Here is a 25,478-nt window from a genome sequence, read left to right as displayed (position 1 = left end):
GTACCACCGCGCACCACTCAGGAGCCCGCCGTGACCGCCGAAGCGCCCGCCGCCCCCGCCCTGCCCGCCGTGCCGTACGGCCGCCTCGTCCCCGTCACCGTCCACTTCGACGACCTCGACGCGCTCGGCCTGCTGCACAACGCCCGGTACCCCGTGATGGTCGAGCGTGCCTGGGCCGAGCTGTGGACGGAGCACGGATTCCGGTTCGAGGGAGACTGGGCGGCGGCCGGCGACGCCTGCAACGCGGTCAAGGAACTGACGATCACCTACGACGCGCCGGTCACCCGGCCGGGCGCCTACGCCGTCCACCTCTGGCTGGACCGGCTCGGCACGACCGGGCTGACCTACGGCTTCCGCTTCTGCTCGGCGGACGGCGCCACCACGTACGCCCGCGGCACCCGGGTGCTGGTCCGGCTGGACTCGGGAACCCTGCGCCCGGCGCCGTGGAGCGACACCTTCAGGGATGCCGGTCGGGCACTCCTGCGTTCGACGGACTGATCTTCGGCCGGTCCCGGTCCCCGGCGCGCAGCACCTTCGCGAACACCACGAGGCAGCAGGCCAGGACGGTCACCAGGCCGAACGACACCACCAGGCTGGTCGCCTGGGCGAGGCCGCCGATCGCGCTCGGGGCGACCAGGCCCGAGGTGTACGTGATGGTGGCGACACCGGCGATGGCCAGGCTCGGGTTGGAACCGGCGCGGCCGGCCGCCGCGAAGCACAGCGGGACGACCACGGCGATACCGAGCCCCATCAGCGCGAAGCCGGTCATCGCCACCCCCGGGTGGCCGCCGACGACGACGAGCAGGCCGCCGAGGGAGGCCAGCACGCCGCTCACCCGCACCGTGCGTACCGCGCCGAACCGGTCCACCACCTTGTCGCCGGCGAGCCGGGCCACGGCCATGGTGAGCGTGAAGCCCGTCGTGCATGCCGCCGCCAGTCCCGCCGACGTCTCCAGCTCGTCCCGCAGGTAGACCGCCGACCAGTCCAGGCTGGCGCCCTCCGCGAACACCGCGCAGAACCCGACCGCGCCGATCAGCACCGCCGACCGGGGCGGCAGCGCGAACCTCGGTGGCGGGTCCTCGTCCTCGGCGGGCTGGATGTCCAGCACCCAGGTGCAGGCGACCAGGCCCGCCACGGTCAGTACCGCGGCGGCCAGGACGTGGTGCAGACGGGCGTCCGAGCCCAGGTGGGCGGCGAGCGTGCCGGCCGCCGAACCGATCAGGGCTCCGGCGCTCCACATGCCGTGCAGGCTGGACATGATCGACTTGTCCAGGCGGTTCTCGATCTCGACGCCGAGCGCGTTCATCGCCACGTCCGACATGCCCGCCGTGGCGCCGTAGACGAACAGGGCGAGGCAGAGCGTGAGCAGGTTCGGGGCCAGGGAGGGCAGGACCAGCGCCAGTGTCCACAGGGCCAGCAGGCCGCGCAGGGCGGTGCGGGCGCCGAAGCGGTGACTGACGCTCCCGGCCAGCGGCATGGCGAGGGACGCGCCGAGTGCCGGGAAGGCGAGCGCCAGGCCCAACTGGCCCGCGCTGACCCCGGCATGGTCCTGGATCCACGGCACCCGGGTCGCGAACGAGCCGGTGACGGCGCCGTGCACGGCGAACACGGCCGCCACGGCGTACCGGGCGCGCCTCACCCGGCCCTGTTCGTAGACCACTGCGCTCATTCTCGGCCCCTCCGTCCGGTCCGCACCGGCTCGTCTCCCTGCCGCACCGCTCGCTGCCGTACCGCGCCGCGTAAACTATCAGGGTCCCTTCCTGATGGATAGGGGATCATCGGCGCGGGCCGCCGCGCCGCCGATCTGGAAGGATCCCGGCATGCCCGCATCACCGAGCACCGCCCGGGCCATCAACGACCGGTTCGCCCTGCGCCTGCTGCAACGTGAAGGCCCGTTGACGGCGGGGCAGTTGAAGCAGCTGACCGGCCTGTCCCGGCCCACCGTGGCCGACCTCGTCGAACGCCTCATCGCCTCCGGCCTCATCGAGGTGGCCGGCGAGTCGGGGGAGCAGCGCCGCGGTCCCAACGCCAAGCTGTACGGCATCGTCGCCGACCGCGCGTACCTCGCCGCCCTAGACGTGCGCACCGAGGGCGTCGCCGTGCTGGTGTCCGACCTGCTCGGCCGGGTGCTCGCCGAGGCGTCCGTGCCGATCGGCGACGACACCGGGACGGGCCCCGCCGTGGAGCAGGCGGTGAGCCTGGTCGAGCGCGCGGCGAAGGAGGCCGGCGCCGACCGGCTGCACACCGTCGGCATCGGCGCGCCCGGCCTGATCGACCCGGCGAGCGGTGAGCTCCGCGACTCCACCGGCCTGCCCGCGTGGCACCGCCGGCTGATGGCCGCACTGCAGGAGAAGTTTCCCGAGGCGCGGGTCGGCGTGGAGAACGAGACCAACCTCGCGGCCCTGGCCGAGCAGCGCGACGGGGCGGCCCGGGACCGGGAGACGTTCGTCCTGCTCTGGCTCGGCCTCGGCATCGGCGCCGCGGTCGTCCTCGACGGCACGCTGCGCCGGGGCGTCTCCGGCGGCGCGGGCGAGATCGGCTTCATGCCGGTGCCGGGCACCGCGGGTCTGCCGTCGGCAACCGACTGCGACGGCGGGTTCCACTCCGTGGCCGGAGCGGCGGCGGTGAGCGCCCTGGCGGCGGAGCACGGTGTGACGGCCGTGCCCGAGGGGCCCGAGCCGCAAGCCGCCGCGCTGGTGCGGGAGGCGGTACGCAGGTCGGCCACGACCCCGGAGGCCGCCCGCTTCCTGGACACCCTCGCCGACCGGGTCGCCCTCGGCGCGGCCGCCGTCGTCTCCGTCCTCGACCCCGGATGCGTGGTGCTGGCCGGCGAGGTCGGCCGGGCCGGCGCCGGCGCCCTCGCCGCTCGCGTGCAGCACCGCCTCAACCGCATGTCGCCGCTGGCCACCGAGGTACGGGCCAGCACGCTGGGCGGCGGCGCCGTACTGCGCGGGGCACTGCTGACCGCCCGGGACCGCGCGCAGGACGAGCTGTTCTCGCCGTCGCAGGGGTAGCGGTCTGCCGCGCGGGTTCAGCCCCTTGGACCCCAGGGGGCGCTCCCGGGCGGGGCGCCCCGTCGTTGCCCGGGACGTCCGGCATCCGCGGGATGTGACATGCGGATGCGCTGGAGAGGCCCGGCGGCGGGCAAGGGCCGTCGTCACCGCCGCCGGGCCGGTCTCGCCGGAGGTCAGCAGGCGCCGAGGTCCTGCCAGACACCCCACTCGCCGGTGGTGCCGGGCTCCTCGCCCGTCGTCCACCACTTGGACTTCCACGAGTGCCCCTCGTGCGACACCGTGATGCCACCGCCGTACGGCGTCGCCGCGTCCCAGGCCGGCGCCGTGCACTGCCCGGTGCCGGCCGTCGGGCTCGGACTCGGACTGGGTGCCCCGGTACCCGTGGGCGTCGGGGTCGGGTTCGGTGTCTCCGTTCCCGGCTCCACGACGGTCGTGCCCCGGGCCAGATCGCCCGCGAGGGCGTACGTCTTCCCGCCGAACGTCACCGTCCAGTTCGACGGCGTCGACACCGGCAGGTAGTAGACGAAGTCCACTGTCGTCGACGCGCCCGGCGCCAGTGACTGCCAGGCCGGCAGCTTCAGCGAGACGCGGTGGTGGTCGCCCTTCAGACCGCCCGCGTTGCCGCCCGTGTGGTCGCTGCGGATCACCGAAGTGCCCCAGCCGGACTGGTCCCTGGCGTTGCCGGGCGCGGCGGTGGAGTAGTCGAACTCGAACTCCGTACCGCCGGGCAGGGTGGTCCTCGTGTTGTTGGTGATCTTCAGCTCGGGGCTGATCGGGTAGTTGGAGTCACCGAGCGGGAACTCCCCGAACTCCACGTCGACGTCCAGCGCCTGGGCCGGCATGTCGATCGTGGCGCGCTCGGCACCGTAGGGCGACGCGCCCTTGAACGTCTCGTACATCGTGTCGGTCAGCGTCGAGCCCGGCACGTACTGCCCCTTGCCGGTGTCCCAGGCGTAGTCGCCCGCGAGCTCCCAGACCATCGTCCCGCCGATGCCGCGGTCGACCACGTAGTCCGCCTTGGCCTGGACCGACTGCTCGTCCTCGGTGGACAGGAAGACCTTCTTCTCGGCGTTCCACAGCCAGGGCGCGACCAGCGTCGCGTCGTACTTGCGGGCGTACGTCCCGGTCAGCTTCGTGTCGGCAGGGAAGCCGTAGTCGGTGACGTAGTCGCCGACGATGCCCTTCTCCAGGTTCTTGGCGTGCCACATCGGGTTGGAGCCCGCGGGTGACTCCTCGCCGTCGGTGTCCAGGTCGTGCCAGAGGTTGTCGATGCCGACCGCGCCGTCACCGCACTCGGTGAGGCCGGAGCCCGCCGGGCAGTCCGTGGCCGGTGCCTTGCCCCAGAGCCCGTCGGTCCCGCCGGTGACGTTCTTGAAGCCGCGCGTGTAGTACGGGAGCCCGATGTTGATCCGGCCGGCCGGCATCGAACCGCGGAAGTAGTGGTAGGCCCAGTCGGTGTTGAGGTAGCCGATGCCGCCGTACTGGGAGGTGGTGTACACGCCCGCGGCGGCGAGTTCGGCGTCCTTGCCGTCGTCGAAGAGGGAGGCGTTCGGGCCGACGTGCTCGTTCCAGGCGCCGTGCAGGTCGTAGGACATGATGTTGACGTAGTCCAGGTACTTCTGGACCTGGAAGGTCTCCATGCCGCGCAGCAGGTAACCGGAGGACGGCGCGGCGACGGAGAGCAGGTAGTGCTTTCCGTCCACGGCGCCCGCGCGGTCGAGCTTCTCGGGCAGCGTCTTCATCAGGGCCGCGTAGCCCTTGACCAGCCCGGCCCGGCGGCCGTTCGCGAACGACCAGTCGAGCGGGTTGCCCGCGTCCTTCATCGTCGTCGGGTACTCGTAGTCGATGTCGACGCCGTTGAAGCCGTACTTCCGTACGAAGTCGACCGCGGAGTCGGCGAAGGTGTCGATGCCGGCCTGGTTGACCGAGCCGTCGGCGGCGGTGGCCATCGCGTAGAAGCCGCCCGAGTCCACGCGCTCGCCGTCGTCCGCGAAGTAGCCGCCGGTCTCCGCCCAGCCGCCCACCGAGATCATCGTCTTGACGTTCGGGTGCTGCTTCTTGAACTTGTTCAGCTGATTGAAGTGGCCCTCGTAGGGGAGGTCCGGGTCCAATTCGGCGCCCTCGACCCCCGGCCACGTCATGCCGGTCGCCGGGTTCGTCGCGCTGTCCGAGCCGACGGAGAGCTTGTTGCCTCCGTCCACGTGCGCGAAGGCGTAGTTGATGTGGGTGACCTTGTCCCACGGGATGTCGGAGGCGAGATAGGCGGGCTTGCCGTCCTTGCCGGTGCGCCAGCCCGTGAAGTAGCCGATCACCCGGCGGGGGTGGTCCGCGCCCATCCTCTCCCGGCCCTCGGTGTCGTAGACCGAGCAGTAGGGGACGTCGACGCCAGGGGTCTGGTAGAGCCCGTCGGGACGGCAGCTGCCCTGGTCGGCGGCGTGCGACGCGGACGCCGGGAGGCCGGCGAGCACGAGGCCCGCGACGGCGGCGGCCGCCGCGAACAGGGCCGGTCTCACTCTGTGGCGGGTTCTGGAGCGTGAGGGGGAAGGCACAGTCGGTTCCTCTCCACGGAAGTTGCGCAGACCCTAGAGAGGACTAGACCAGTGAGTCAATAGGTATGGACCAATCTCAAGTCCGGGGTCCCGGCAGGCGGGTTGGTGCGGTCGAGGGTCGGGGTGGGTTCCGGTGGAGGGGTGTCCTGTGAGCCACTCCACACACCCCGGCCGCATGGAGGGCGATCGGGCGTGGCACACTGACCCTGTACCAGAAGCAGCGCACTCCGGGGTCGGTGAAAGTCCGAACCGGCGGTTACAGTCCGCGACCCGGTCGCCTCCAGCGGCCGGTTGACCAGGTGAAATTCCTGGACCGACGGTTAAAGTCCGGATGGGAGGCAGTGCGCGGCGGGCGGGCATGCGTGCGCGCCGCCGACCTCTGGGACCGCCCGTCGAGGGCGGGCCCCGTCCGGCGTCGCTCCCGGTGTCCTCGCTCGCGATCTCTGTCGTCCTCGACAGCCCCGGAGTCCGTGCCCGAAGAGGCAGGAGGACCCGGGAAGTGTTCACCGGAATCGTCGAAGAGCTGGGCGAGATCACCGCCGTCGAGACCCTCGACGACGCCTGTCGCTTCCGCCTGCGCGGCCCCGTGGTCACTGAAGGGGCACGGCACGGCGACTCCATCGCCGTCAACGGCGTCTGCCTCACCGTCGTCGACCACGAGGGCGACGAGTTCACCGCCGACGTGATGGCGGAGACCCTGAACCGCTCCAGCCTGGGCGTCCTCACCACCGGCTCCCGCGTCAACCTGGAGCGCCCCACCGCCGTCGGCGCCCGCCTCGGCGGGCACATCGTGCAGGGCCACGTCGACGGCACCGGCGAGATCCTGGAGCGCAAGCCCTCCGAGCACTGGGAGATCGTCAAGATCTCCCTCCCCGCCGACCTCGCCCGCTACGTCGTGGAGAAGGGCTCCATCACCGTCGACGGCATCAGCCTCACCGTTGTCGACGCCGGTCCCGACTTCTTCACCGTCAGCCTCATCCCCACCACCCTCGCCCTGACCACGCTCGGCCTCAAGCAGCCCGGCGACCCGGTCAACCTCGAGGTGGACGTCATCGCCAAGTACGTCGAGCGGCTGCTCGGCACCCAGGGGGGTACCCGGTGAACTGGCTCAACTCCGAGGCGTTCACGCTCTTCGACCAGCACATCAAGTGGTCGGACATGATCGGCAACGTGATCGGTCTGCTCGGTCTCGCGCTCGGCTGGCGGCGCTCGATCTGGACCTGGCCCGTGCAGTTCGTCTCCGGGCTCATCCTCTTCACGGCCTTCGCCACCGCCCACCTCTCCGGCAGCGCGGGCAAGCAGATCGTCGTCATGATCGTCGCCGCCTGGGGCTTCTGGCAGTGGAACCGCGGCCGGCAGCAGACGCAGGACGGCTCGATCGCCGTCCGGTTCGCCACCTGGCGCGAGCGCGGCGCCCTCGTGGCCGCCGCCGCCGTCGGCACCCTCGTCGTCGGCGGACTGTTCACCGCCTTCCCCACCCTGTCCTGGGACCCCTGGCCGGACGCGTACATCTTCGTCGGCACCGTCGTCGCCATGTACGCCCAGGCACGCGGCATGGTCGAGTTCTGGTTCGCCTGGTTGCTGGTCGACCTGGTCGGCGTCCCGCTGAACTTCGCCAACGGTTTCGCCTTCTCCGGCTTGGTCTACGTCATCTACGGGGCGCTCGTCCTGTGGGGCCTGCGCGACTGGTGGCTGCGCTCCCGCACCGCGACGCGGCCCGTCCCGGAAGGAGCGCCCACATGAGCACGGCACCCATCCTCTACACGCCCGACGGCCCCGAGGGCCTGCTCCTCGACCCCGTCGAGCAGGCCATCGCCGACATCGCCGCCGGCCGCCCGATCGTCGTCGTCGACGATGAGAACCGCGAGAACGAGGGCGACCTCGTCATCGCCGCCGAGAAGGCGACCGAGGAGATCGTCGCCTTCATGATGAGCGAGTGCCGCGGCCTGATCTGCGCACCCATGGAGGGCGACGAACTCGACCGGCTGCGCCTGCCGCAGATGGTCGACGACAACACCGAGTCGATGAAGACCGCCTTCACCGTCTCCGTCGACGCCACCGCCGCGCACGGCGTGAGCACCGGAATCTCGGCCTCCGACCGCGCCACGACCCTCCAGCTCCTGGCGAGCGGCACCGCCGAGCCGACCGACCTGGTCCGTCCCGGCCACATCTTCCCGCTGCGCGCCCGCTCCGGCGGCGTCCTCGTCCGCAACGGCCACACCGAGGCCGCCGTCGACCTCGCCCGCCTCGCGGGCCTGCGCCCGGCCGGCGCCATCGTCGAGATCGCCGGCGAGGACGGGCGGATGCTGCGCCTGCCCGAGCTGATCCCGTTCGCCCGCAAGCACGGTCTGACGATCATCTCCATCGAGGACCTGATCGCCTACCGCCGCAGCGCCGAGCCCACCGTCCGCCGCGAGGCCGAGGTCAACCTGCCCACCCGGCACGGCGAGTTCACGGCGTACGGCTACCGCTCCACCGTCGACGGCGTCGAGCACGTCGCCCTCCTCCACGGCGAGATCGGCGACGGCAAGGACGTCCTCGTCCGTATCCACTCCGAATGCCTCACCGGCGACGTCTTCGGCTCCCAGCGCTGCGACTGCGGCCCCCAGCTCGACGCCTCCCTGGAACGCATCCAGGCCGAGGGCAGGGGAGTGGTCGTCTACCTGCGCGGCCACGAGGGGCGCGGCATCGGCCTGATGTCCAAGCTGCGCGCCTACGAACTCCAGGAGCGCGGCCGGGACACCCTCGACGCCAACCTGGAACTGGGCCTGCCCGCCGACGCCCGCGACTACGGCGCCGGCGCCCAGATCCTCCAGGACCTCGGTGTGCGCGCCGTCCGCCTGATGACCAACAACCCGGACAAGAGCGACGCCCTCGAACGGCACGGCATCGACGTCACCGGCCGCGAGCCGATGCCCGTCCAGGCCGGCGAGCACAACCTCCGCTACCTGCGCACCAAGCGGGACCGGATGGGCCACGACCTGCCCTGGCTGGACACGACGCCCGTGTCCACCTGCGGCAACCAGTAAGCAAGTAACACGAGGAGAGACGTGAGCGGCAAGGGTGCACCGGAACTGTCCGTACGCAACGTGGGGGACCTGCGGGTCGCCGTGGTCGCGGCACAGTGGCACGACAAGGTGATGGACGGACTGGTGGACGGCGCCCTGCGCGCCCTGCACGAGCTGGGCATCGACGAGCCGACCCTGCTCAGGGTCCCCGGCAGTTTCGAGCTCCCGGTCGTCGCCAAGGTCCTCGCCGGCCGCGGCTACGACGCGATCGTCGCCCTCGGCGTCGTCATCCGCGGCGGCACCCCCCACTTCGACTACGTGTGCCAGGGCGTCACCCAGGGCCTGGTCCAGGTCTCCGTGGAGACCGGTGTCCCCGTCGGCTTCGGCGTCCTCACCTGCGACACCGAGGAGCAGGCCCTCGACCGGGCCGGCATCGAGGGCTCCAGCGAGGACAAGGGGCACGAGGCGGTGACCGCGGCCGTCGCCACGGCGGCCACGCTCCGCTCAGTATCCGAACCGTGGCGCTAGGCCGCCCGGCACTACGCGTAAAGTGGGCGGCACCATGTCCAAGAAGACTTTCGAGGAGCTCTTCACCGAGCTCCAGCACAAGGCCGCCAACGGCGACCCCGCCACATCCCGCACCGCCGAACTGGTGGACAAGGGGGTCCATGCCATCGGCAAGAAGGTCGTCGAGGAGGCCGCCGAGGTCTGGATGGCCGCCGAGTACGAGGGCAAGGACGCGGCGGCCGAGGAGATCTCCCAGCTGCTGTACCACGTCCAGGTGATGATGGTCGCCCGCGGCATCTCCCTGGACGACGTCTACGCCCACCTGTAAAGCCGGACCCCCTTCTTCTCCACCCCTCCACACAAAGGAAGCCGACCTCATGCTGCGCATCGCCGTCCCCAACAAGGGTTCCCTGTCAGGCCCCGCGGGGGAGATGCTGCATGAGGCCGGCTACCAGCAGCGCCGCGAGTCAAAGGAACTGCGGATCGTCGACCCGACGAACGAGGTCGAGTTCTTCTATCTGCGCCCCCGCGACATCGCGATCTACGTCTCCTCCGGCAAGCTCGACATCGGCATCACCGGCCGCGACCTGCTGATCGACTCCGGCGCCGACGCGGAGGAGATCCTGCCGCTCGGCTTCGCCCGCTCCACCTTCCGTTTCGCCGGCAAGCCGGGCACCGCGAACGGCGTCACCGACCTCAAGGGCCGCACCGTCGCCACCTCCTACGAGGGCATCGTCGCCGCCCACCTGGCCGAGCAGGGCGTCGACGCCTCCGTCGTCCACCTCGACGGCGCCGTCGAGACCGCCATCGAGCTCGGTGTCGCCGAGGTCATCGCGGACGTGGTCGAGACCGGCACCTCCCTGCGCAACGCGGGGCTGGAGGTCTTCGGCGAGCCCATCATGAAGTCCGAGGCCGTCGTGATCCGCCGCTCCGGCGCGGACGCGGAGGAGCCCAAGGTGCAGCAGTTCCTGCGCCGCCTCCAGGGCGTCCTGGTGGCCCGGACGTACGTGATGATGGACTACGACTGCCGGGTGGAGCAGCTCGAGAAGGCCGTCGCCCTCACCCCCGGCCTGGAGTCCCCGACCGTCTCCCCGCTGCACAACGAGGGCTGGGTCGCCGTCCGCGCCATGGTCCCCGCCAAGGAGGCCCAGCGGATCATGGACGACCTCTACGAGATCGGCGCCCGGGCCATCCTGACCACGGCCATCCACGCCTGCCGTCTGTGACCACGGCCCTCACGCCTGCCGTTACTGAGCGCGCCCCGGAGCACCTCATGCCCGACACCACGCCGGACCTGCCGGCCCTGCCCGTCACCTTCCGGCCGGGCCGTACCCGCGCCGTCCTGACCGTCCTCGCCGTGTTCGCGTTCGCGGCCGTCACGGCGGTCGGCATGCTGCTGGACGGCCTCGGCATCGGGGAGCGCCTCAGCTTCGTGCTGACCGCCCTCCTCCTCGCCGGGGTCCTGTTCCTGCTGGCCAGGCCGCACGTCACCGCCGACGAGACGGGCGTCACCGTCGTCAACCTCACCGCCAAGCGGCGCCTGGCCTGGGCCGAGATCATCCGGGTCAACCTCCGGCAGGGCGATCCCTGGGCCTTCCTCGATCTCAGCGACGGCAGCAGCCTGCCCGCGCTCGGCATCCAGCCGGGCATCGCCCGTCAGCGCGCCATCCAGGACGCGCGTGCCCTGCGCGCCCTCGTCGAGGCCCGCTCCACCGCCACCCCCGAGGCACCGCGCGGCTGACGCGGAGGCGCCGACCCTGCCGCGGGCACCCCTTTCGTGATTAATCTGGGAACGAGGACGCGGCCGTCGCGTCCTCGCCCCTGTCGCTCCGCCCGGTGCGCGGGGGTTCCTGCTACCCGAGGAGTGACTCCCTCCGGCGATGGACGGATCGTCCTGCAGTACCTGCGCCGCCCCCTGCTGTGAATCCCCACAGGCGGCGGCCTCATGACCACCCCCCTGCTGCTCCTGGCAGCCGCGTTCCTGCTGATTCTCGCCAACGGCTTCTTCGTCGCCGCCGAGTTCGGCCTGGTGACCGTCGAACGCCCGGACGCCGAGCAGGCCGCCGCCGACGGCGACCGGCGCGCCCACCGTGTCGTGGAGTCCTTGAAGGAGCTGTCCTTCCAGCTCTCCGGCACCCAGCTCGGCATCACCGTCACCTCCCTCGTCGTCGGCATGCTCGCCGAACCGGCGCTCGCCCGGCTCCTGGACGGCCCGTTCACGGCGATCGGCGTTCCCGACGGCGCAGTCCCCGGCGTGTCCGTCGCCGTCGGCATGCTGCTGGCCTCCGCGGTGCAGATGGTGATCGGCGAGTTGGTGCCCAAGAACTGGGCGGTGTCCAGGCCCCTTCAGGTCGCACGCTTCGTCGCGGGCCCGCAGCACGCCTTCGCCCGGCTGTTCCACCCGGTGATCGCCGCGCTGAACGCCGTGGCCAACCGCCTGGTCCGCGCGCTCGGCATCGAACCCGCCGAGGAGTTGGCCTCCGCCCGCACCCCCGATGAACTGGTCTCCCTGGCCCGGCACTCCGCCCGGGCCGGCGCCCTGGAACAGGACACCGCCGACCTCTTCGTACGGACCCTGTCGCTGGGCGGACTGGCCGCCCAGCACGTCATGACCCCGCGCGTGAAGGTCAGCGCCCTGCACTCCTCGGCCACCGCCGAGGACGTGGTCAACCTGACCCGCGCCACCGGCCTGTCCCGCTTTCCCGTCTACCGGGAGAAGATCGACGAGATCGTCGGCATGGTCCACCTCAAGGACGCTCTGGCGGTCCCCGCGCGGGACCGGCTGCGAACCCCCGTCGGCCGGATCGCCCGCCCGGCGCTCCTCGTCCCCGAGACCCTGCCCGTACGGCCGCTGCTCACCCGCCTGCGCAGCGAGCAGCCCATCGCGGTCGTCGTCGACGAGTACGGCGGCACGGCCGGTGTCGTCACCTTGGAGGACATCGTCGAGGAACTCGTCGGCGAGGTCCGTGACGAGCACGACGGCCAGGACGTCCCCGAACTCGCCGCCGCGTCGCCCGAGGACGGCCGGCCCGCCTGGGACGTCGACGGCAGCTGCCGTGTCGACGCCCTGCGCCGCATCGGCCTCGACGCCCCCGAAGGACCGTACGAGACCGTGGCCGGCCTCGTCGCCGACCTGCTCGGCCGCATCCCGGCCGTCGGCGACCGCGCGGAACTGCCCGGCTGGCGGCTGTCCGTCCGCCAGGTCGGCCACTACCGCGCCGAGCGCATACGGCTCGTGCGGACGGCACCGGTCTCCGTGCTGGAGGCCGCCCGATGAGCGTCCTGCAACTTCTCCTCGCCGCACTGCTCGTGCTCGCCAACGGTTTCTTCGTCGGCGCCGAGTTCGCCCTCGTCTCGGTCCGCCGCAGCCAGATCGAACCGCTCGGCACCGCCCGCGCCCGCCAGGTGCTGTACGGCCTGGAGCGGCTGCCGCAGATGATGGCGGCCGCCCAGTTCGGCATCACGGTCTGCTCACTCACCCTCGGCGCGGTCGCCGAACCGACGGTCGCGCACCTCCTGGAGCCGGTCTTCGAGCGGATGCACCTTCCGCACGGAGTCATCCACCCGCTCGGCTACGTCATCGCGCTGGCCGCCGTGGTCTTCTGCCACCTCGTCATCGGCGAGATGGTCCCGAAGAACCTCGCGATGGCCGCCCCCGAGAAGACCGCGTTGTGGCTGAGTCCCGGCCTGGTCGCCTTCGCCCGTCTCTGCAAGCCGATCACCTTCGCGCTGGGTGCCTGCTCCCAGGCGATCCTGCGGCTCTTCCGCGTCGAGCCCAGGGACGAGGTCGAGGCGGTCTTCACCAGTGAGCAGCTCAACCGGCTGGTGGAGGACGCCGGTCAGGCGGGCCTGCTCGACCCCGAGGAGCAGGAGCGCCTGGAGGACGCCCTGGAACTGGGCTCCCGCCCGGTGACGGACGTGCTGCTCGGCCGCGAGTCCCTGGTGACGGTCGGCCCTTCGGTCACCCCGGAAGAGATCGTCGGGCTCACCGCCCGCACCGGGTACTCACGCTTCCCGGTCGCGGCCGAACAGGGTGCCTTCATGGGCTACCTCCACGTCAAGGACGTCCTCGACGCCGAGGAGTCGGACCGGGCCGTCCCGCAGCACCTGTGGCGCCCCATGACGACCCTCCGCCCCGACCTCCCCCTCGACGACGCCCTCACCGTGATGCGTCGAGCCGCCAGCCACCTGGCCCAGGTCACGGACGCGTCGGGGAGGGTCCTGGGCCTGGTCGCCCTGGAGGACGTACTGGAACTGCTGGTCGGCGAAGTACGGGACCCGGCCCACCGGGAGGTGACGCTGGCGACGTGATCGCCCCAGCCGCGGCGGCAGCGGCAGCCCGCCACGCCGGCTGCCGCCCCCGCCCCGGCCCACACCGTCACCGGTGCCCTACAAGGAAGACGGATCCTGCGGCCCCCGCCCCGACAGCACCTCCCCGTACGCCTGCATCAGATCCGGCAACCGCAGCGTCGCCAGGTCGTCCCGGCTCAGCACCCCCGGGTACACCGACAACCGCAGATCCCGGTACGCACAGCTCTTCTCGTACAGCGTCCGCAGGAACCGCCCGTTCCCCAACTCGTCGATCCAGCCCTGGTCCACCACGTGCCCGGCGATCGACCGCAGCTCGTCCAGCGCCTCCTCGTCCCACACGTCCCCGTTCTCGGCCGCGAGGACCTCACCGATCGAGGTGAGCTCCAGCGGCCGGTACGACGGGAAGTCGACCCGCGTGGTGAAGCGGGAGGACAGCCCCGGGTTGGCCGTCAGCAGCCGGTCCATCCCCTCCGGGTAGCCGGCCAGGATCACCACCAGATGGTCGCGGTTGTCCTCGGCCCGCTTCAGCAGCACCTGCAGCGCCTCGTCGCCGTACGCGTCCCCCTTGCCGTACCCGGTGTTGGACAGGGAGTACGCCTCGTCCACGAAGAGGACACCGCCGAGCGCGGAGTCGATCAGTTCGTTGGCCTTCACGGCGGTCTGGCCCAGGTACTCACCGACCAGATCGGCCCGCTGCGCCTCCACGAGGTGGTCGCCGCCGAGGAGGCCGAGGGCGTAGAAGACGCGGCCCAGGATGCGGGCCACGGTGGTCTTGCCGGTGCCCGAGGGGCCGGAGAAGACGAAGTGACGTTTGGGCGGCTGGACCGGCAGGCCCTGTCCGGCCCTCAGGCGTGCCATGTTCAATTGCGCGGACAGGGCCTTGACCTGACGTTTCACCGGCTCCAGCCCCACCATGCGCTCCAGTTCGGCGAGCGCCTCCTCCAAGAGCGCCGGGTCGGTGGGACCGGTGGGCAGCGAAGGGGCCGGCCCGTCGGTCTTCTGCCGCACCTGCGGTCCCGTCAGAGAGGGCAGGGGGGCGGACAGGCCGGGCTCGGGGACGGACAGTTTCAGGTCGCGCTCCTCGGCGCCGGAGAGGGGATCGAGCCCGTCGGGCCCGTCCAGGCCGTCCGGGCCCAGGATGGCCTGCGCCTGCCCCGAGAGGTCGGCGGCGTCGTCGTAGCCGTCGCCCTCGGCGATCGCGGCCAGCCGGGCCGAGGTGTCCATGAAGGCCGGGTCGACCCGGTGCACGGCCCGGTACAGCGGCAGCGCGGCGGCGCTGCGGCCCGTGCCCTCGTGCGCCCGCGCCAGCCAGTACCGCAGTTCCTTGCGCTGCGGCTGCTCGCTGCGGCACCTCATCAGGGCCGCCGACAGCAGCGGTTCGGCCTGCCCGTACATCTCCAGCCGGACCCGGGCCATGCCGCTGAACAGACCGGCCTCGATGCCCAGCAGGGGATCTCCGAGCAGCGGGTCGGTGTGCCGGACGAGCTGCTCCCAGTCCTTGACCAGGTACGCCCGGCAGGCGTGCAGGAAGCGGACCTGAGGGTCGGTGTCCACGGGCGGCAGCCCGGCCAGGGCCCGGTCCAGCTCCGGGACATGGCGGCCGTCCAGCCAGTGGGAGGCGTGCGCGAGCAGCAGGTCGCGGGGACTCTCCAGCACGGGCTGCACCCACCAGCCCAGCCAGTACCAGGAGTTGAGGGTCCGGCGATGACGGGCGCGCTGCTCGCCGAAGCGCTCCCGGTGCCGGAACATCCTGAGCAGGGCGTTCGTGGTGTCGACGCGCAGCGCGTGCAGGCCCAGCCAGCCGTCGGCCATCGCGGGGTCGATGCGTACCGCGGCCCGGAACTCCTCCTCCGCCTGCGGATAGGCCCCCATGGTGTAGGCGTCCACGCCGCGCAGCCAGGCGAGGTCGGCCGGGGCCTGCGGGCCCTGCGTGCCGAAGTCCATCCCGTCCCCCACGTACCGTGCCCCCGTCGGTATGCCGCCGAGCCGTCGCCCGGCGGCCGCCTCGACCAACGGCTCTGCCGCGGGCCGGAGTTGCAAGGTGCGTGTGGGCAGCCGCGCCCCGGGTCGCACCGAGGGCATCGTACCCGCGGGGGTCTCCCCTCCGAAGGGTGCCGGGACCCCTCGTTCCACGAGGTGGAGCGCACGGGGCGCACGAGGACCCGTCACGGAGGGTGAGCTGGCGGCGTCACGGAGCAGCCGGGAAACGGGCTCAGGGCAGAACGAAGCCCCCGATCACGGGGGAACAACCGGGGGCTTCGTGTCCGCGGGCGGCTTCGAACGGCCGCACATTCAGAACGTAAGACCTGTACGGGACCTGGGTCAAGCGCAGTTGGGGCACTCCGGCCCGTTGCGACTCGGTGATCTTCACCAGTTCAGCACATTGCGGACGGTCCGTCACCGTGAGTGAGGAACCAGGGTGCGGAGGCGCATCCCGCAGGCCCCGGCAGTACCTCGTACCCCTCCTCACCCTGCCGCACCAGAAGGTGCGCGAAGGGGCGCGACGGGTCGGCGGCGAAGTGCCGGCGCTCCGCCGGGATCCACCCGTCCCAGAACGTCCGCTGCTCCGCTCCGTCGCGCGCCCGCCCGCGCGCCCACGCCTCCGGGCACGGCAACTCCATCCAGAACAGCCGGGCCAGATGTGGGCGCAGCGCCTCCCGCCCCGCGCCCACCCCCTCGATGAGGACCACCGGGGCCGGCGGCAGGGGGCGGGGTGCGGTGAAGCGCCGGGCCCGCCAGTCGTAGGGGGCGTAGAGCGCTGTCTCGCCGCGCCGCAAGGGCTCGATCACCTGGCTCAGCAGCCGTCCGGTCCAGTCGAAGAGTCGGTCGTGACTGGCGATGTCGTCGAGATGCAGCACCGGCGCACCGTCCAGTTCGGCGGCAAGCCGGCCGGCGAACGTGGACTTCCCGGAACCGGCATGCCCGTCGACGCCGATCAGGCGCACGGGGCCGCAGGAAGGGGGGAGCCCGCGGAGCAGGGCTGCGAGGTCGTGGATCGGGGCTCCCGGGCGGCGCGAAGGGGCGGACGGCGTTCGTCCGCACTCTAATCGCGTCCGATCGGACCGCGTCGCCACGGCCGGTCCCCACTTCTCTCCGGCCGGTCCCGGCTTTCCTGCGACCGGTCCCGGCTCTTCTTCCGCCGGTCCGGTCCGCGCCACTGGTCGGCACCAATGTTCATGGCGTGGCGAGCGCACAAGTGCTGGCAGGAACGGGTGGCTGCGGTCATAGTTGGCCCACGACCGTGCAACGGACCCGCCCGACTCGGACACCTGGGGGTCTTCCGCCCATGAGCAGAGCCGAACAGCCGTCCCGCAGAACCGTCCTGGCCGCCGCGGTGGCCACCGCCGTGGCCGGCGGCGCGGTTCCGGCCACCGCCGAAGCCGCGCCCGGCACGGGCGGTGGCCCGGCGGACTCCGACCCCGCCACCGGCCGGCAGGTCGACTACCGCGCCTGGACCACCTTCCGCGACTGGCGCTGCGGGACCGCGCGAGGCGCCCGCCCCGTCGCGGGCGACCGCCCCGGCGTCGTGATCGGCGCCCCGGCGGGCACCGCCGACTACACCGATCCGCACACCGGCAGGACCGCCACCTGGGAGTACGCCACCTGGATTTCGCCGGTCCACCGGCTCACCGTGCCCGCGACCGAGGTCGTCGCCTCCTGGAACGCGCACACCCCGGCCGGTACCTGGATCCAGGTCGAACTCGAGGGAAGCTACTCCGACGGCACGGCAACGCCCCGGTACGTGATGGGGCGCTGGGCGGCGGGCGACGGTGACCAGGACATCCGGCGCACCTCGGTGGACGACCAGGGCGACGGCAGGAGCAGCGTCTGGACGGACACCTTCTCCATCGACGACGCCTCCACCGGCCTGCGCCTGGCCTCCTACCGGCTCCGGCTCGCCCTGTACCGCCGCCCCGGCACGAGGGCCACGCCCACCGTGTGGCGGCTCGGCGTGATGGGCTCGGACGTCCCCGACCGCTTCACCGTCCCGGCCTCCACCCCGGGGCTCGCCCGGGAACTGCGAGTCCCGCGCTACTCCCAGGAGATCCACAAGGGCCAGTACCCCGAGTACGACAACGGCGGCGAGGCCTGGTGCAGCCCCACCTCCTCGCAGATGATCATCGAGTACTGGGGCGGCAGGCTCACCGAGGAGCAGCTCGCCTGGGTCGACCCCTCCTACGCCGACCCGCAGGTCTGCCACGCGGCCCGGTACACCTATGACTACCAGTACGCCGGCTGCGGCAACTGGCCCTTCAACGCCGCCTACGCCGCCACGTTCAAGCACCTCCAGGGCGTGGTCACCCGCCTCGGCTCCCTCACCGACCTGGAGACCCTGATCGCGGCCGGGATCCCCGCCATCACGTCCCAGTCCTTCCTGGCGGAGGAACTGACCGGGGCCGGCTACGGCACCTCGGGCCACCTGATGACCGTGATCGGCTTCACGGCCGACGGCGACGTGATCGCCAACGACCCGGCGTCGGACGACAACGAGGCCGTGCGCCGGGTCTACAAGCGGCGCGAGTGGGAGAACATCTGGCTCAGGACCAAGCGGTACAACGCCAACGGCAAGGTCGTCTCTGGAACCGGCGGCGTCTGCTACCTGTACTTCCCCGCGCGCCCCAGCCCGCGCCAGCGCAAGGCGCTCGCGGCGGTGGGCGTGCGCTGATCGCCGCCCTGACGACGGCCCCCGGCACGGCTGCCGGGGGCCTCGCTGTGACCAACGTCTCCGCCGCAAAAGCCGCTCACGGTGGCAAGGTGGACAGAGTTCCCGGGGGAGCGGGCCGACGGAGTCCCGACAGGGGGCGCCGGGGGAGTCCACCGCACGTCCGAGGTCAGCGAGGAGCCATGACCGCACACAGCGCCACCGCCGCCCGCGTCCGTACCGGCGGCCCCAAGGACGACGGTCCGAAGATCCTCGAGCACGTCATGGGCTGGACCCTCGTCGTGGTGCTCGCGATGTTCGTGGTCCAGCTGGGCCTGCTGTGACGTAACCCTCATGTGACCTGTCCCACCATCCGACCTGCCATACTACGGGTGTCCTGCCCCCGTAGGAGACCAGGGACGAATTTGAATATCAGTCAACAGTGCGCCGACGTCCGTCCCCGGGCGCGCGGCACCGAGCGCTCGCTGGCACGCCGCGCCGAACTCATCGCCATCGGGCGGAAGTTGTTCGCCGACACGTCGTACGACGCCTTGTCGATGGACGACATCGCCCGTCAGGCGCATGTCGCCAAGGGGCTGATCTACTACTACTTCCAGTCCAAGCGCGGCTACTACCTGGCGATCATCCAGGACTCCGTCGCAGACCTGGTCATCACAGCCGCGGGCGGTACCGAACTGCCGCAGGTGGACCGCGTCCACCGCACCATCGACGGCTACCTGCGCTACGCCGAACACCACCAGGCCGCCTACCGCACGATCGTCAGCGGTGGCGTCGGCTTCGACGCCGAGGTGCACGCCGTCCGGGACGGGGTGCGTGAGTCGATCGTCGTCACCATAGCCGAGGGCGCGTACGGGCGCTCGGACATCGGTGCGCTGGCCCGCATGGGCCTGCTCGCCTGGGTGTGCAGCGTCGAAGGCGCCACCCTGGACTGGATCGGCCGCCCCGAACTGCCCCGCGACACCATGCGCGACCTCCTGGTGAAGTCGCTCGGCGGCACCCTGCGCGCCATCGAGGAACTGGACCCCGCCTACCCGGCCCCGGCCGCCGCCCGCCGGGACTGACGAAAGGCCCGCCGGGACCGACGGAAGGGCGGAGACCCGAGCCGTCCTCCGCCCTTCCGCCCCCCGTGGCACAGGGTCAGTCGATCGCCTTGATCAACTCACCGTTCGCGGTGTCGCCACTCAGCTCCCAGAAGAACGTGCCGCCCAGCCCCTGCTCGTTCTTGTACGCCGTCTTGGTCGCGATGGTCTGCGGGGTGTCGTAGCTCCACCAGTCGCCGCCGCACTTGGCGTAGGCGGTGCCGGCCACCGTGCCGGTCGCCGGGCAGCTGGTCCTCAGCACCTTGTAGTCCTCGATGCCGTTCTCGTACGTGCCCTTGGCCGGGCCGGTCGCGGTGCCGCCGGGCTCCGCCTGCGTGACGCCGGTCCAGCCGCGGCCGTAGAAGTCGAGGCCGAGCAGCAGCTTCGAGGGCGGAATGCCGAGTCCCTTGAGCTTCGCGATCGTCGTGGAGGTGTGGTAGCCCGCCTTGGGGATGCCGGAGTACGAGGTCAGTGGCGAGTGCGGGGCGGTCGGGCCGACGGCGTCCCAGGCGCCGAAGAAGTCGTACGTCATCGGGTTGTACCAGTCGACGTACTGGGCCGCGCCCGCGTAGTCGGCCGCGTCGATCTTGCCACCCGACGTCGCGTCGGCCGTGATCGCCGCGGTGACCAGGTAGTCCGAGCCGAATTCGGCACGCAGGGCCTTCATCAGTTCCGGGAAGGCCTCCCGGCCGCTGGTGTCGCAGGTCAGCCCGCAGGCATTCGGGTACTCCCAGTTGATGTCGATACCGTCGAAGACGTCGGCCCACCTGGAGTTCTCGACCAGGTCGTGGCAGGACCGGGCGAAGGCGGCCGGGTTCCTCGCGGCCTCGGCGAAGCCGCCGGACCAGGACCAGCCGCCGAAGGACCAGAGGATTTCGAGGTCGGGGTGCTGCTTCTTCAGCTTGAGCAGCTGGTTGAAGTTGCCGCGCAGCGGCTGGTCCCAGGTGTCGGCGGCCCCGTCGACGGACTCGGCGGCGGTGTACGCCCGGTCGGTGGCCGCGTAGGCGTCACCCATGGCGCACTTGCCGCCGGTGACGTTGCCGAACGCGTAGTTGATGTGGGTCAACTCGGCACCGGAGCCGGACGTCTCGATGTTCTTGACGTGGTACTTGCGGTCGTAGGTGCCCCATTCGGTGAAGTAGCCGACGACCTTCGAGCCGACCGCGACCTGTGAGGTCCGCGCGGTCTGCGTGCCGGGCGCCGCCGGCGCCGGCCGCGGTCCGGCCGGCGCCGGCCGGCAGTCCCGCGCCGAGGGCGGCGGCACACAGCGCGGAGAGGAGCGTCCGGAGGGAACGCGCTCCGATTGACATGAACGCGGTAAGGGCGTTCGGGCCGTCACCGTAGAAGGACTAGACCAGTCGGGTCAATGGTTCGGAACAACTTCGTGTCCGGGTGGCGGGACACGGCTCTTCGGGAGTCGCCGGGCACCTTCTTGAAGTAAGCGGTCGTTAACTGGTGACGCCATGCCTCCGATCGGGCATACTCACAGCGCACAGCCGCTGGTCAACCGCTCCCGCGACCCGGGAGTGCGAGCATCGGCCAGGCCGAACAGAGCCGGCGGGAGCGCCTCCACCCAAGGCGCACGTCCGCCGATGTGCCCGACAGGGAGGAGAGCGTCGCCATGCCCGACCGCGCCCCGCAGCCGGTGGACCGGCAACTGCCCACGGACGAGGCACGGGACCTGATCTCACTCGTCCGCGAGATCGCGCAGCGTGAGATCGTCCCGGCCGCGGCCGAGGAGGAGGACGCGGGACGCTTCCCGCGCGAGGTCTTCGCCCTGCTCTCCGAATCCGGCCTGCTCGGCCTGGTCTACGACGCCGAGCACGGCGGCGGTGACCAGCCGTACGAGGTGTACCTCCAGGTCCTCGAAGAGCTCGCCGCGGCCCGCCTCACGGTCGGCCTCGGCGTCAGCGTCCACTCCCTCGCCTCCTACGCGCTCGCCGCCTACGGCACCAAGGAGCAGCAGGCCGAGCACCTGCCCGCGATGCTCGGCGGCGGCCTGCTCGGCGCCTACTGTCTCTCCGAGCCCGCCTCCGGCTCGGACGCGGCTTCCCTGCGTACCAAGGCGGTGCGGGAGGGCGACGACTGGGTGATCGACGGCACCAAGGCGTGGATCACGCACGGTGGCATCGCCGACTTCTACACGGTCATGGCGCGTACGGGGGAGGACGGTCCGCGCGGCATCACCGCCTTCCTGGTCCCCGGTGACGCCGAGGGGCTGAGCGCAGCCGTGCCGGAGAGGAAGATGGGGCTCAAGGGCTCGCCCACCGCGCAGGTCCACCTCGACGGCGTGCGGGTTTCCGACGCCCGGCGCATCGGCGACGAGGGCCAGGGCTTCGCGATCGCCCTGTCCGCGCTCGACTCCGGGCGACTCGGCATCGCGGCCTGCGCCGTCGGCGTGGCCCAGGCGGCGCTCGACGAGGCCCTGTCGTACGTGGCGCAGCGGCGGCAGTTCGGCAGGCCGATCGCCGACTTCCAGGGGCTGCGCTTCATGCTCGCCGACATGGCGACCCAGATCGAGGCCGGCCGCGCCCTGTACCTGACAGCGGCACGGCTGCGCGACGCCGGGTTGCCGTTCGCCAAGCAGGCGGCCATGGCCAAACTGCACTGCACCGACACGGCGATGCGGGTCACCACGGACGCCGTGCAGATCCTCGGCGGTTACGGATACACCGCGGACTTCCCGGCCGAGCGCTATATGCGCGAGGCGAAGGTGTTGCAGATCGTCGAGGGCACCAACCAGATCCAGCGGATGGTCATCGCCCGTCATCTCGCGGGTCCCGAGGGACGCTGAGGTCCCCGGTGACACGGAAGCCACCGGTGGTGAAGAACCCCCCGAGATCGCGCGGGGGTGCCGCGAGCCTCACCCACTCGGGGTCATCGCGGCCCGGCAGGGTCCGGCCGCGGTCGGCCCAGGTGCGCATCAGCTCACGGTAGATCGGCGGGTCCGGGAGCTGCGGAGCCGGCGGAACCGGACCGGCGGGCACCGGGACGAACCCGCGGCGCCGAGGCCCGGTCGCCGAGTACGTGGGGGTCATATCAGGTCAACGCGGCAATGTGGGTACAGGTCACCGTCCCGCGAAATCGAGAGTGAGTTCGCGGGCGTCCGGTACCGATCCGCCCTTGCTGCGCCCTCTCCGACGTACGGCCGCCCGCCCGGCTGCTGCGGCGGCGCGCCGGAACCCCTGTCCTGGATCGTCCGTGTCCCGGGCCGAACCGTGTCCTGGGCCGAACGATGTTCCGGACCGAACCCTGTTCCGGCCGGAACCGTGTCCTAGGCCGCCTCGCGCCGCATCGCCGGCACCCGCATCGGGCGCGAGCCCGGGCCGCCGACGTGGGAGAAGGGCTGCGTCCGCCAGTCGAGGCCCTGGGGGAGCGTCAACAGCAGGGCGGTGTCCTGCTCGTGGGGCCGGAAGGACTCGTCCGCCGGGCGGGCCTCGGCGGCCCTGCGGCCGGTGCCCGCGCAGACCGTGAGCCCGAACGGGTTCCACGGCGAGGCACACAGCGCGTGCTCCGGCAGTTCCTCCTCGTCCGCCAGCAGCGCGATCGGCTGCGCGCAGTCCGGGCAGATCACCCGGTACATCTCGAAGGTGTCGTAGGTGTCGAGTTCCTCGTCGTCGAAGGCGTCGGGTTCGACGCCCTCCGATACGGGCTCGACGACCGGCTGCTGCCGCTTGGGCGCGGTGCGACCAGGGCGCTTAACACTCTGCATGGGATTCTCCCCCTCGGGCTGGGCCGTGACGGCACTGCGGCCTCGACCACAGCAAGCACTTCCCGTCCCCCCTTCGGGGTAATCACGAGAACATCACGGAGACCGTCCGGATGGTGTGGTATTCGTCACACGGTGCTCCCAGGTGCCCCGGACGGTGTGTCGCCGCCCCGTTGCCGCCCGACTCCCCGTCACATCACGAACCGGGCATGACCCGGAGTGCTCGGGTATCCGAGGAGATCAACCGCACTGTAGGTTCTTGCGCCATGGAGGAGCTGGATCGACAGATCGTGCAGCTGCTCGTCAAGGACGGGCGGATGAGCTACACGGACCTGGGCAAGGCCACGGGCCTGTCCACGTCGGCCGTGCACCAGCGGGTGCGGCGGCTGGAGCAGCGCGGTGTCATCCGCGGTTACGCCGCGGTGGTCGACCCGGAGGCGGTCGGGCTGCCCATGACCGCCTTCATCTCCGTGAAACCGTTCGACCCCAGCGCTCCCGACGACATCGCGGACCGCCTGGCGGGCGTCCCGGAGATCGAGGCCTGCCACAGCGTGGCGGGCGACGAGAACTACATCCTCAAGGTACGTGTGTCGACCCCGCACGAGCTGGAGAACCTCCTCGCCCGAGTGCGCTCCCTGGCCGGTGTCTCGACCCGGACCACCGTGGTGCTGTCCACGCCGTACGAGGCCCGGCCGCCTCGGATCTGACGGCTCTCGGTCCCACGGGCCCCGAATTCGACGGGCGCGTACCGGTCCCGTCCGCGTCGGCGCCGACCGGGCCGGGGTGCCCGTGCCCGTGCCCCGTACCGGGGTGACCTGCGTGCCGGGCGCGCCCCGCGAGGGGTGAGACTGGTGTCCATGAGTGAGACCACCACCCCGTCCACGACCGTTCTGCTGCGCCGCGGCGAGGTCCACAGTCCCGCCGACCCCTTCGCGACGGCGATGGTCGTCGAACGCGGCCAGGTCGCCTGGGTCGGCTCCGAGGGCGCCGCCGACGCCTTCGCGGACGGCGTGGACGAGGTGATCGACCTGGACGGTGCCCTGGTCACTCCGGCGTTCACCGACGCACACGTGCACACCACGTCGACCGGCCTCGCCCTTACCGGCCTGGACCTGTCCGGCGCCCCCACCCGGGAGGCCGCCCTCGCCCTCGTACAAGACTTCGCGGCGACGCGCCCCGACGACCGGGTGCTCCTCGGCCACGGCTGGGACGCCTCCCGGTGGCCCGACAGGCAGCCCCCGACCCGCGCCGAGCTGGACGCGGCCACCGGTGGCCGTCCCCTCTACCTCAGCCGTATCGACGTCCACTCGGCCGTTGTCACCACCGCCCTGCTCGACCTGGTCCCCGGTGACGTCATTCGCGTGGACGGCCCCCTCACCGCCGACGCCCACCACGCCGTGCGCGCCGCGGCCCTCGGTGCGGTCGCCTACGCGCAGCGCACCGAGGCCCAGCGCGCCGCCCTCGCGCACGCCGCCTCCCTCGGCATCGGCACCGTTCACGAGTGCGCGGGCCCGGAGATCTCCTCCGAGGACGACCTCACGGGACTGCTGCGACTGGCGGCCGAGGGGACCGGCCCGCGCGTGATCGGCTACTGGGCCGAACAGGACGTCGACAAGGCGCGGGAGCTGGGCGCGGTCGGCGCCGCCGGCGACCTCTTCCTCGACGGCGCCCTCGGCTCGCACACCGCCTGCCTCCACCAGCCGTACGCCGACGCCGACCACACCGGCACCGCCTATCTGGACGCCGCCGCCGTCGCGGCGCACGTCGTCGCCTGCACGGAGGCCGGTCTCCAGGCGGGCTTCCACGCCATCGGTGACGCCGCCGTCACCGCCGTGGTCCAGGGCGTGCGCGCCGCCGCCGACAAGGTCGGCCTCGCCCGGGTCCGCGCCGCCCGCCACCGCGTCGAGCACGCGGAGATGATGACTCCCGAGACCGTCGCGGCCTTCGCCGAGCTGGGCCTGACCGCTTCCGTCCAGCCCGCCTTCGACGCCCTGTGGGGTGGCGAGGACGGCATGTACGCACAGCGCCTGGGCGCCGAACGGGCCCGCACCCTCAATCCCTTCGCGGCCCTGGTGCGCGCCGGGGTCCCGCTCGCCTTCGGCTCCGACAGCCCGGTCACGCCCCTCGACCCGTGGGGCACCGTCCGGGCCGCCGCCTTCCACCGCACGCCCGAGCACCGGATCTCCGTCCGCGCGGCCTTCGCCGCGCACACGCGCGGCGGCTGGCGGGCGGTCGGTCGCGACGACGCGGGTCTCCTGGTACCGGGCGCACCCGCCGACTACGCCGTGTGGCGCACTGGCGAGCTCGTCGTCCAGGCCCCCGACGACCGGGTGGCCCGCTGGTCGACCGATCCCCGCTCCGGCACCCCGGGTCTGCCCGACCTGTCCCCGGGCGGTGACCTGCCCGTCTGTCTGCGTACCGTGGTGGGCGGCCGGACGGTGTTCGTACGGCCGGGCGAGTGATCCACGCGGCCGACGGGGCGATGATCTTCTCCCGCCCGCGACCTGCGCATCCTCCGCGCTGACCTGGGCATTGGCAGGGAAGCCGCAGGTCGAACGACTGTTGACAGGCGACGGCGGGGGGCCGGTAGGTTCGGCCGAGTCCACCACCGGACGCCCGACCGGGGAATCCTCCGCGC

General features: G+C 71.9%; 23 protein-coding genes, 1 pseudogene and 1 riboswitch. Of the genes and pseudogenes, 17 read left to right on the top strand and 7 right to left on the bottom strand.

Annotation, left to right across the window (positions count from 1 at the left end; translation table 11 throughout):
- Positions 1-30 precede the first annotated feature (30 nt).
- On the top strand, positions 31-498 hold the full coding sequence (locus IE142_RS25420; protein WP_191887910.1) for an acyl-CoA thioesterase: 468 nt from the start codon (positions 31-33) through the stop codon (positions 496-498).
- Here the strand turns inward: IE142_RS25420 and IE142_RS25415 are convergent.
- Positions 458-1,669, bottom strand: coding sequence for an MFS transporter (locus tag IE142_RS25415; protein WP_191887909.1), 1,212 nt, complete (start codon positions 1,667-1,669; stop codon positions 458-460). The genes IE142_RS25420 and IE142_RS25415 overlap by 41 nt on opposite strands.
- Positions 1,670-1,820: 151 nt before the next feature.
- On the opposite strand from IE142_RS25415, the gene IE142_RS25410 reads away from it, so the two are divergent.
- A complete protein-coding gene (locus tag IE142_RS25410) occupies positions 1,821-3,014 on the top strand; it encodes an ROK family transcriptional regulator (RefSeq protein ID WP_191887908.1) in 1,194 nt (397 codons plus the stop codon).
- Between the two features lie 173 nt (positions 3,015-3,187).
- Here IE142_RS25410 and IE142_RS25405 read toward each other — a convergent pair whose 3' ends face one another.
- Positions 3,188-5,563: a chitinase C-terminal domain-containing protein gene (locus tag IE142_RS25405; RefSeq protein ID WP_191887907.1), complete on the bottom strand. Its 2,376-nt coding sequence runs from the start codon at positions 5,561-5,563 to the stop codon at positions 3,188-3,190.
- 218 nt (positions 5,564-5,781) lie between these two features.
- Positions 5,782-5,912, top strand: a riboswitch (FMN riboswitch).
- A 150-nt stretch (positions 5,913-6,062) separates the two neighbouring features.
- Between IE142_RS25405 and IE142_RS25400 the strand changes: the two genes are divergently transcribed.
- From IE142_RS25400 to IE142_RS25360, 9 genes are all read left to right on the top strand, one after another.
- Positions 6,063-6,665, top strand: coding sequence for a riboflavin synthase (locus IE142_RS25400; RefSeq protein WP_043375208.1), 603 nt, complete (start codon positions 6,063-6,065; stop codon positions 6,663-6,665).
- Positions 6,662-7,306, top strand: a complete 645-nt coding sequence (locus IE142_RS25395; protein ID WP_191887906.1) for a nicotinamide mononucleotide transporter family protein — start codon at positions 6,662-6,664, stop codon at positions 7,304-7,306. The genes IE142_RS25400 and IE142_RS25395 overlap by 4 nt, the downstream gene beginning before the upstream one ends.
- The gene (locus IE142_RS25390) at positions 7,303-8,592 is read left to right on the top strand and encodes a bifunctional 3,4-dihydroxy-2-butanone-4-phosphate synthase/GTP cyclohydrolase II (RefSeq protein WP_191887905.1); all 1,290 of its coding nucleotides are present in this window, start codon (positions 7,303-7,305) and stop codon (positions 8,590-8,592) included. The genes IE142_RS25395 and IE142_RS25390 overlap by 4 nt, the downstream gene beginning before the upstream one ends.
- Before the next feature lie 21 nt (positions 8,593-8,613).
- On the top strand, positions 8,614-9,099 hold the full coding sequence (gene ribH / locus IE142_RS25385; protein WP_043375214.1) for a 6,7-dimethyl-8-ribityllumazine synthase: 486 nt from the start codon (positions 8,614-8,616) through the stop codon (positions 9,097-9,099).
- Positions 9,100-9,133: 34 nt separating this feature from the next.
- Positions 9,134-9,406 carry a phosphoribosyl-ATP diphosphatase gene (locus IE142_RS25380; protein ID WP_011027788.1) on the top strand — a complete coding sequence of 91 codons (273 nt, stop codon included), beginning with the start codon at positions 9,134-9,136 and terminating at the stop codon, positions 9,404-9,406.
- A 49-nt stretch (positions 9,407-9,455) separates the two neighbouring features.
- Positions 9,456-10,304 (top strand): ATP phosphoribosyltransferase, encoded by an 849-nt coding sequence (gene hisG, locus IE142_RS25375; RefSeq protein ID WP_043375216.1) that lies wholly within the window; start codon positions 9,456-9,458, stop codon positions 10,302-10,304.
- Positions 10,305-10,351: 47 nt separating this feature from the next.
- Positions 10,352-10,819 (top strand): PH domain-containing protein, encoded by a 468-nt coding sequence (locus IE142_RS25370; RefSeq protein ID WP_191887904.1) that lies wholly within the window; start codon positions 10,352-10,354, stop codon positions 10,817-10,819.
- 204 nt (positions 10,820-11,023) lie between these two features.
- Complete coding sequence (locus IE142_RS25365; protein WP_191887903.1) at positions 11,024-12,355, top strand: hemolysin family protein; 1,332 nt, start codon at positions 11,024-11,026, stop codon at positions 12,353-12,355.
- Positions 12,352-13,389: a hemolysin family protein gene (locus IE142_RS25360; RefSeq protein WP_191887902.1), complete on the top strand. Its 1,038-nt coding sequence runs from the start codon at positions 12,352-12,354 to the stop codon at positions 13,387-13,389. The genes IE142_RS25365 and IE142_RS25360 overlap by 4 nt, the downstream gene beginning before the upstream one ends.
- Positions 13,390-13,467: 78 nt before the next feature.
- On the opposite strand, the gene IE142_RS25355 is transcribed toward IE142_RS25360, so the two are convergent.
- Entirely contained in the window at positions 13,468-15,333 is a 1,866-nt protein-coding gene (locus IE142_RS25355; protein ID WP_191887976.1) for an AAA family ATPase, read from the bottom strand.
- 431 nt (positions 15,334-15,764) lie between these two features.
- On the bottom strand, positions 15,765-16,385 hold the full coding sequence (locus tag IE142_RS25350; protein WP_191887975.1) for a uridine kinase family protein: 621 nt from the start codon (positions 16,383-16,385) through the stop codon (positions 15,765-15,767).
- A gap of 290 nt (positions 16,386-16,675) precedes the next feature.
- Between IE142_RS25350 and IE142_RS25345 the strand changes: the two genes are divergently transcribed.
- From IE142_RS25345 to IE142_RS25335, 3 genes are all read left to right on the top strand, one after another.
- Positions 16,676-18,055 carry a C39 family peptidase gene (locus tag IE142_RS25345; RefSeq protein ID WP_191887901.1) on the top strand — a complete coding sequence of 460 codons (1,380 nt, stop codon included), beginning with the start codon at positions 16,676-16,678 and terminating at the stop codon, positions 18,053-18,055.
- Between the two features lie 179 nt (positions 18,056-18,234).
- Complete coding sequence (locus IE142_RS25340) at positions 18,235-18,375, top strand: SCO1431 family membrane protein (RefSeq protein WP_107476404.1); 141 nt, start codon at positions 18,235-18,237, stop codon at positions 18,373-18,375.
- 81 nt (positions 18,376-18,456) lie between these two features.
- The gene (locus IE142_RS25335) at positions 18,457-19,113 is read left to right on the top strand and encodes a TetR/AcrR family transcriptional regulator (RefSeq protein WP_191887900.1); all 657 of its coding nucleotides are present in this window, start codon (positions 18,457-18,459) and stop codon (positions 19,111-19,113) included.
- Between the two features lie 76 nt (positions 19,114-19,189).
- Here IE142_RS25335 and IE142_RS25330 read toward each other — a convergent pair.
- Positions 19,190-20,441 (bottom strand): annotated as a pseudogene (locus IE142_RS25330) (glycoside hydrolase family 18 protein).
- A gap of 311 nt (positions 20,442-20,752) precedes the next feature.
- On the opposite strand from IE142_RS25330, the gene IE142_RS25325 reads away from it, so the two are divergent.
- A complete protein-coding gene (locus IE142_RS25325) occupies positions 20,753-21,925 on the top strand; it encodes an acyl-CoA dehydrogenase family protein (RefSeq protein ID WP_191887899.1) in 1,173 nt (390 codons plus the stop codon).
- Here IE142_RS25325 and IE142_RS36965 read toward each other — a convergent pair.
- Positions 21,888-22,169 carry a hypothetical protein gene (locus IE142_RS36965; RefSeq protein WP_229830877.1) on the bottom strand — a complete coding sequence of 94 codons (282 nt, stop codon included), beginning with the start codon at positions 22,167-22,169 and terminating at the stop codon, positions 21,888-21,890. The genes IE142_RS25325 and IE142_RS36965 overlap by 38 nt on opposite strands.
- Before the next feature lie 236 nt (positions 22,170-22,405).
- A complete protein-coding gene (locus tag IE142_RS25320) occupies positions 22,406-22,843 on the bottom strand; it encodes a hypothetical protein (protein ID WP_191887898.1) in 438 nt (145 codons plus the stop codon).
- A 263-nt stretch (positions 22,844-23,106) separates the two neighbouring features.
- Between IE142_RS25320 and IE142_RS25315 the strand changes: the two genes are divergently transcribed.
- Entirely contained in the window at positions 23,107-23,547 is a 441-nt protein-coding gene (locus IE142_RS25315; RefSeq protein WP_043375238.1) for an Lrp/AsnC family transcriptional regulator, read from the top strand.
- Between the two features lie 150 nt (positions 23,548-23,697).
- Positions 23,698-25,302: an amidohydrolase gene (locus IE142_RS25310; protein WP_191887897.1), complete on the top strand. Its 1,605-nt coding sequence runs from the start codon at positions 23,698-23,700 to the stop codon at positions 25,300-25,302.
- Positions 25,303-25,478 lie beyond the last annotated feature (176 nt).

Origin of the sequence: Streptomyces mutabilis, assembly GCF_014649815.1 — a bacterium.
Taxonomy (GTDB): Bacteria; Actinomycetota; Actinomycetes; order Streptomycetales; family Streptomycetaceae; genus Streptomyces; species Streptomyces mutabilis.
Note: the sequence above shows the minus strand (reverse complement) of the source record. Positions and strands in the feature narration are given on the sequence as shown.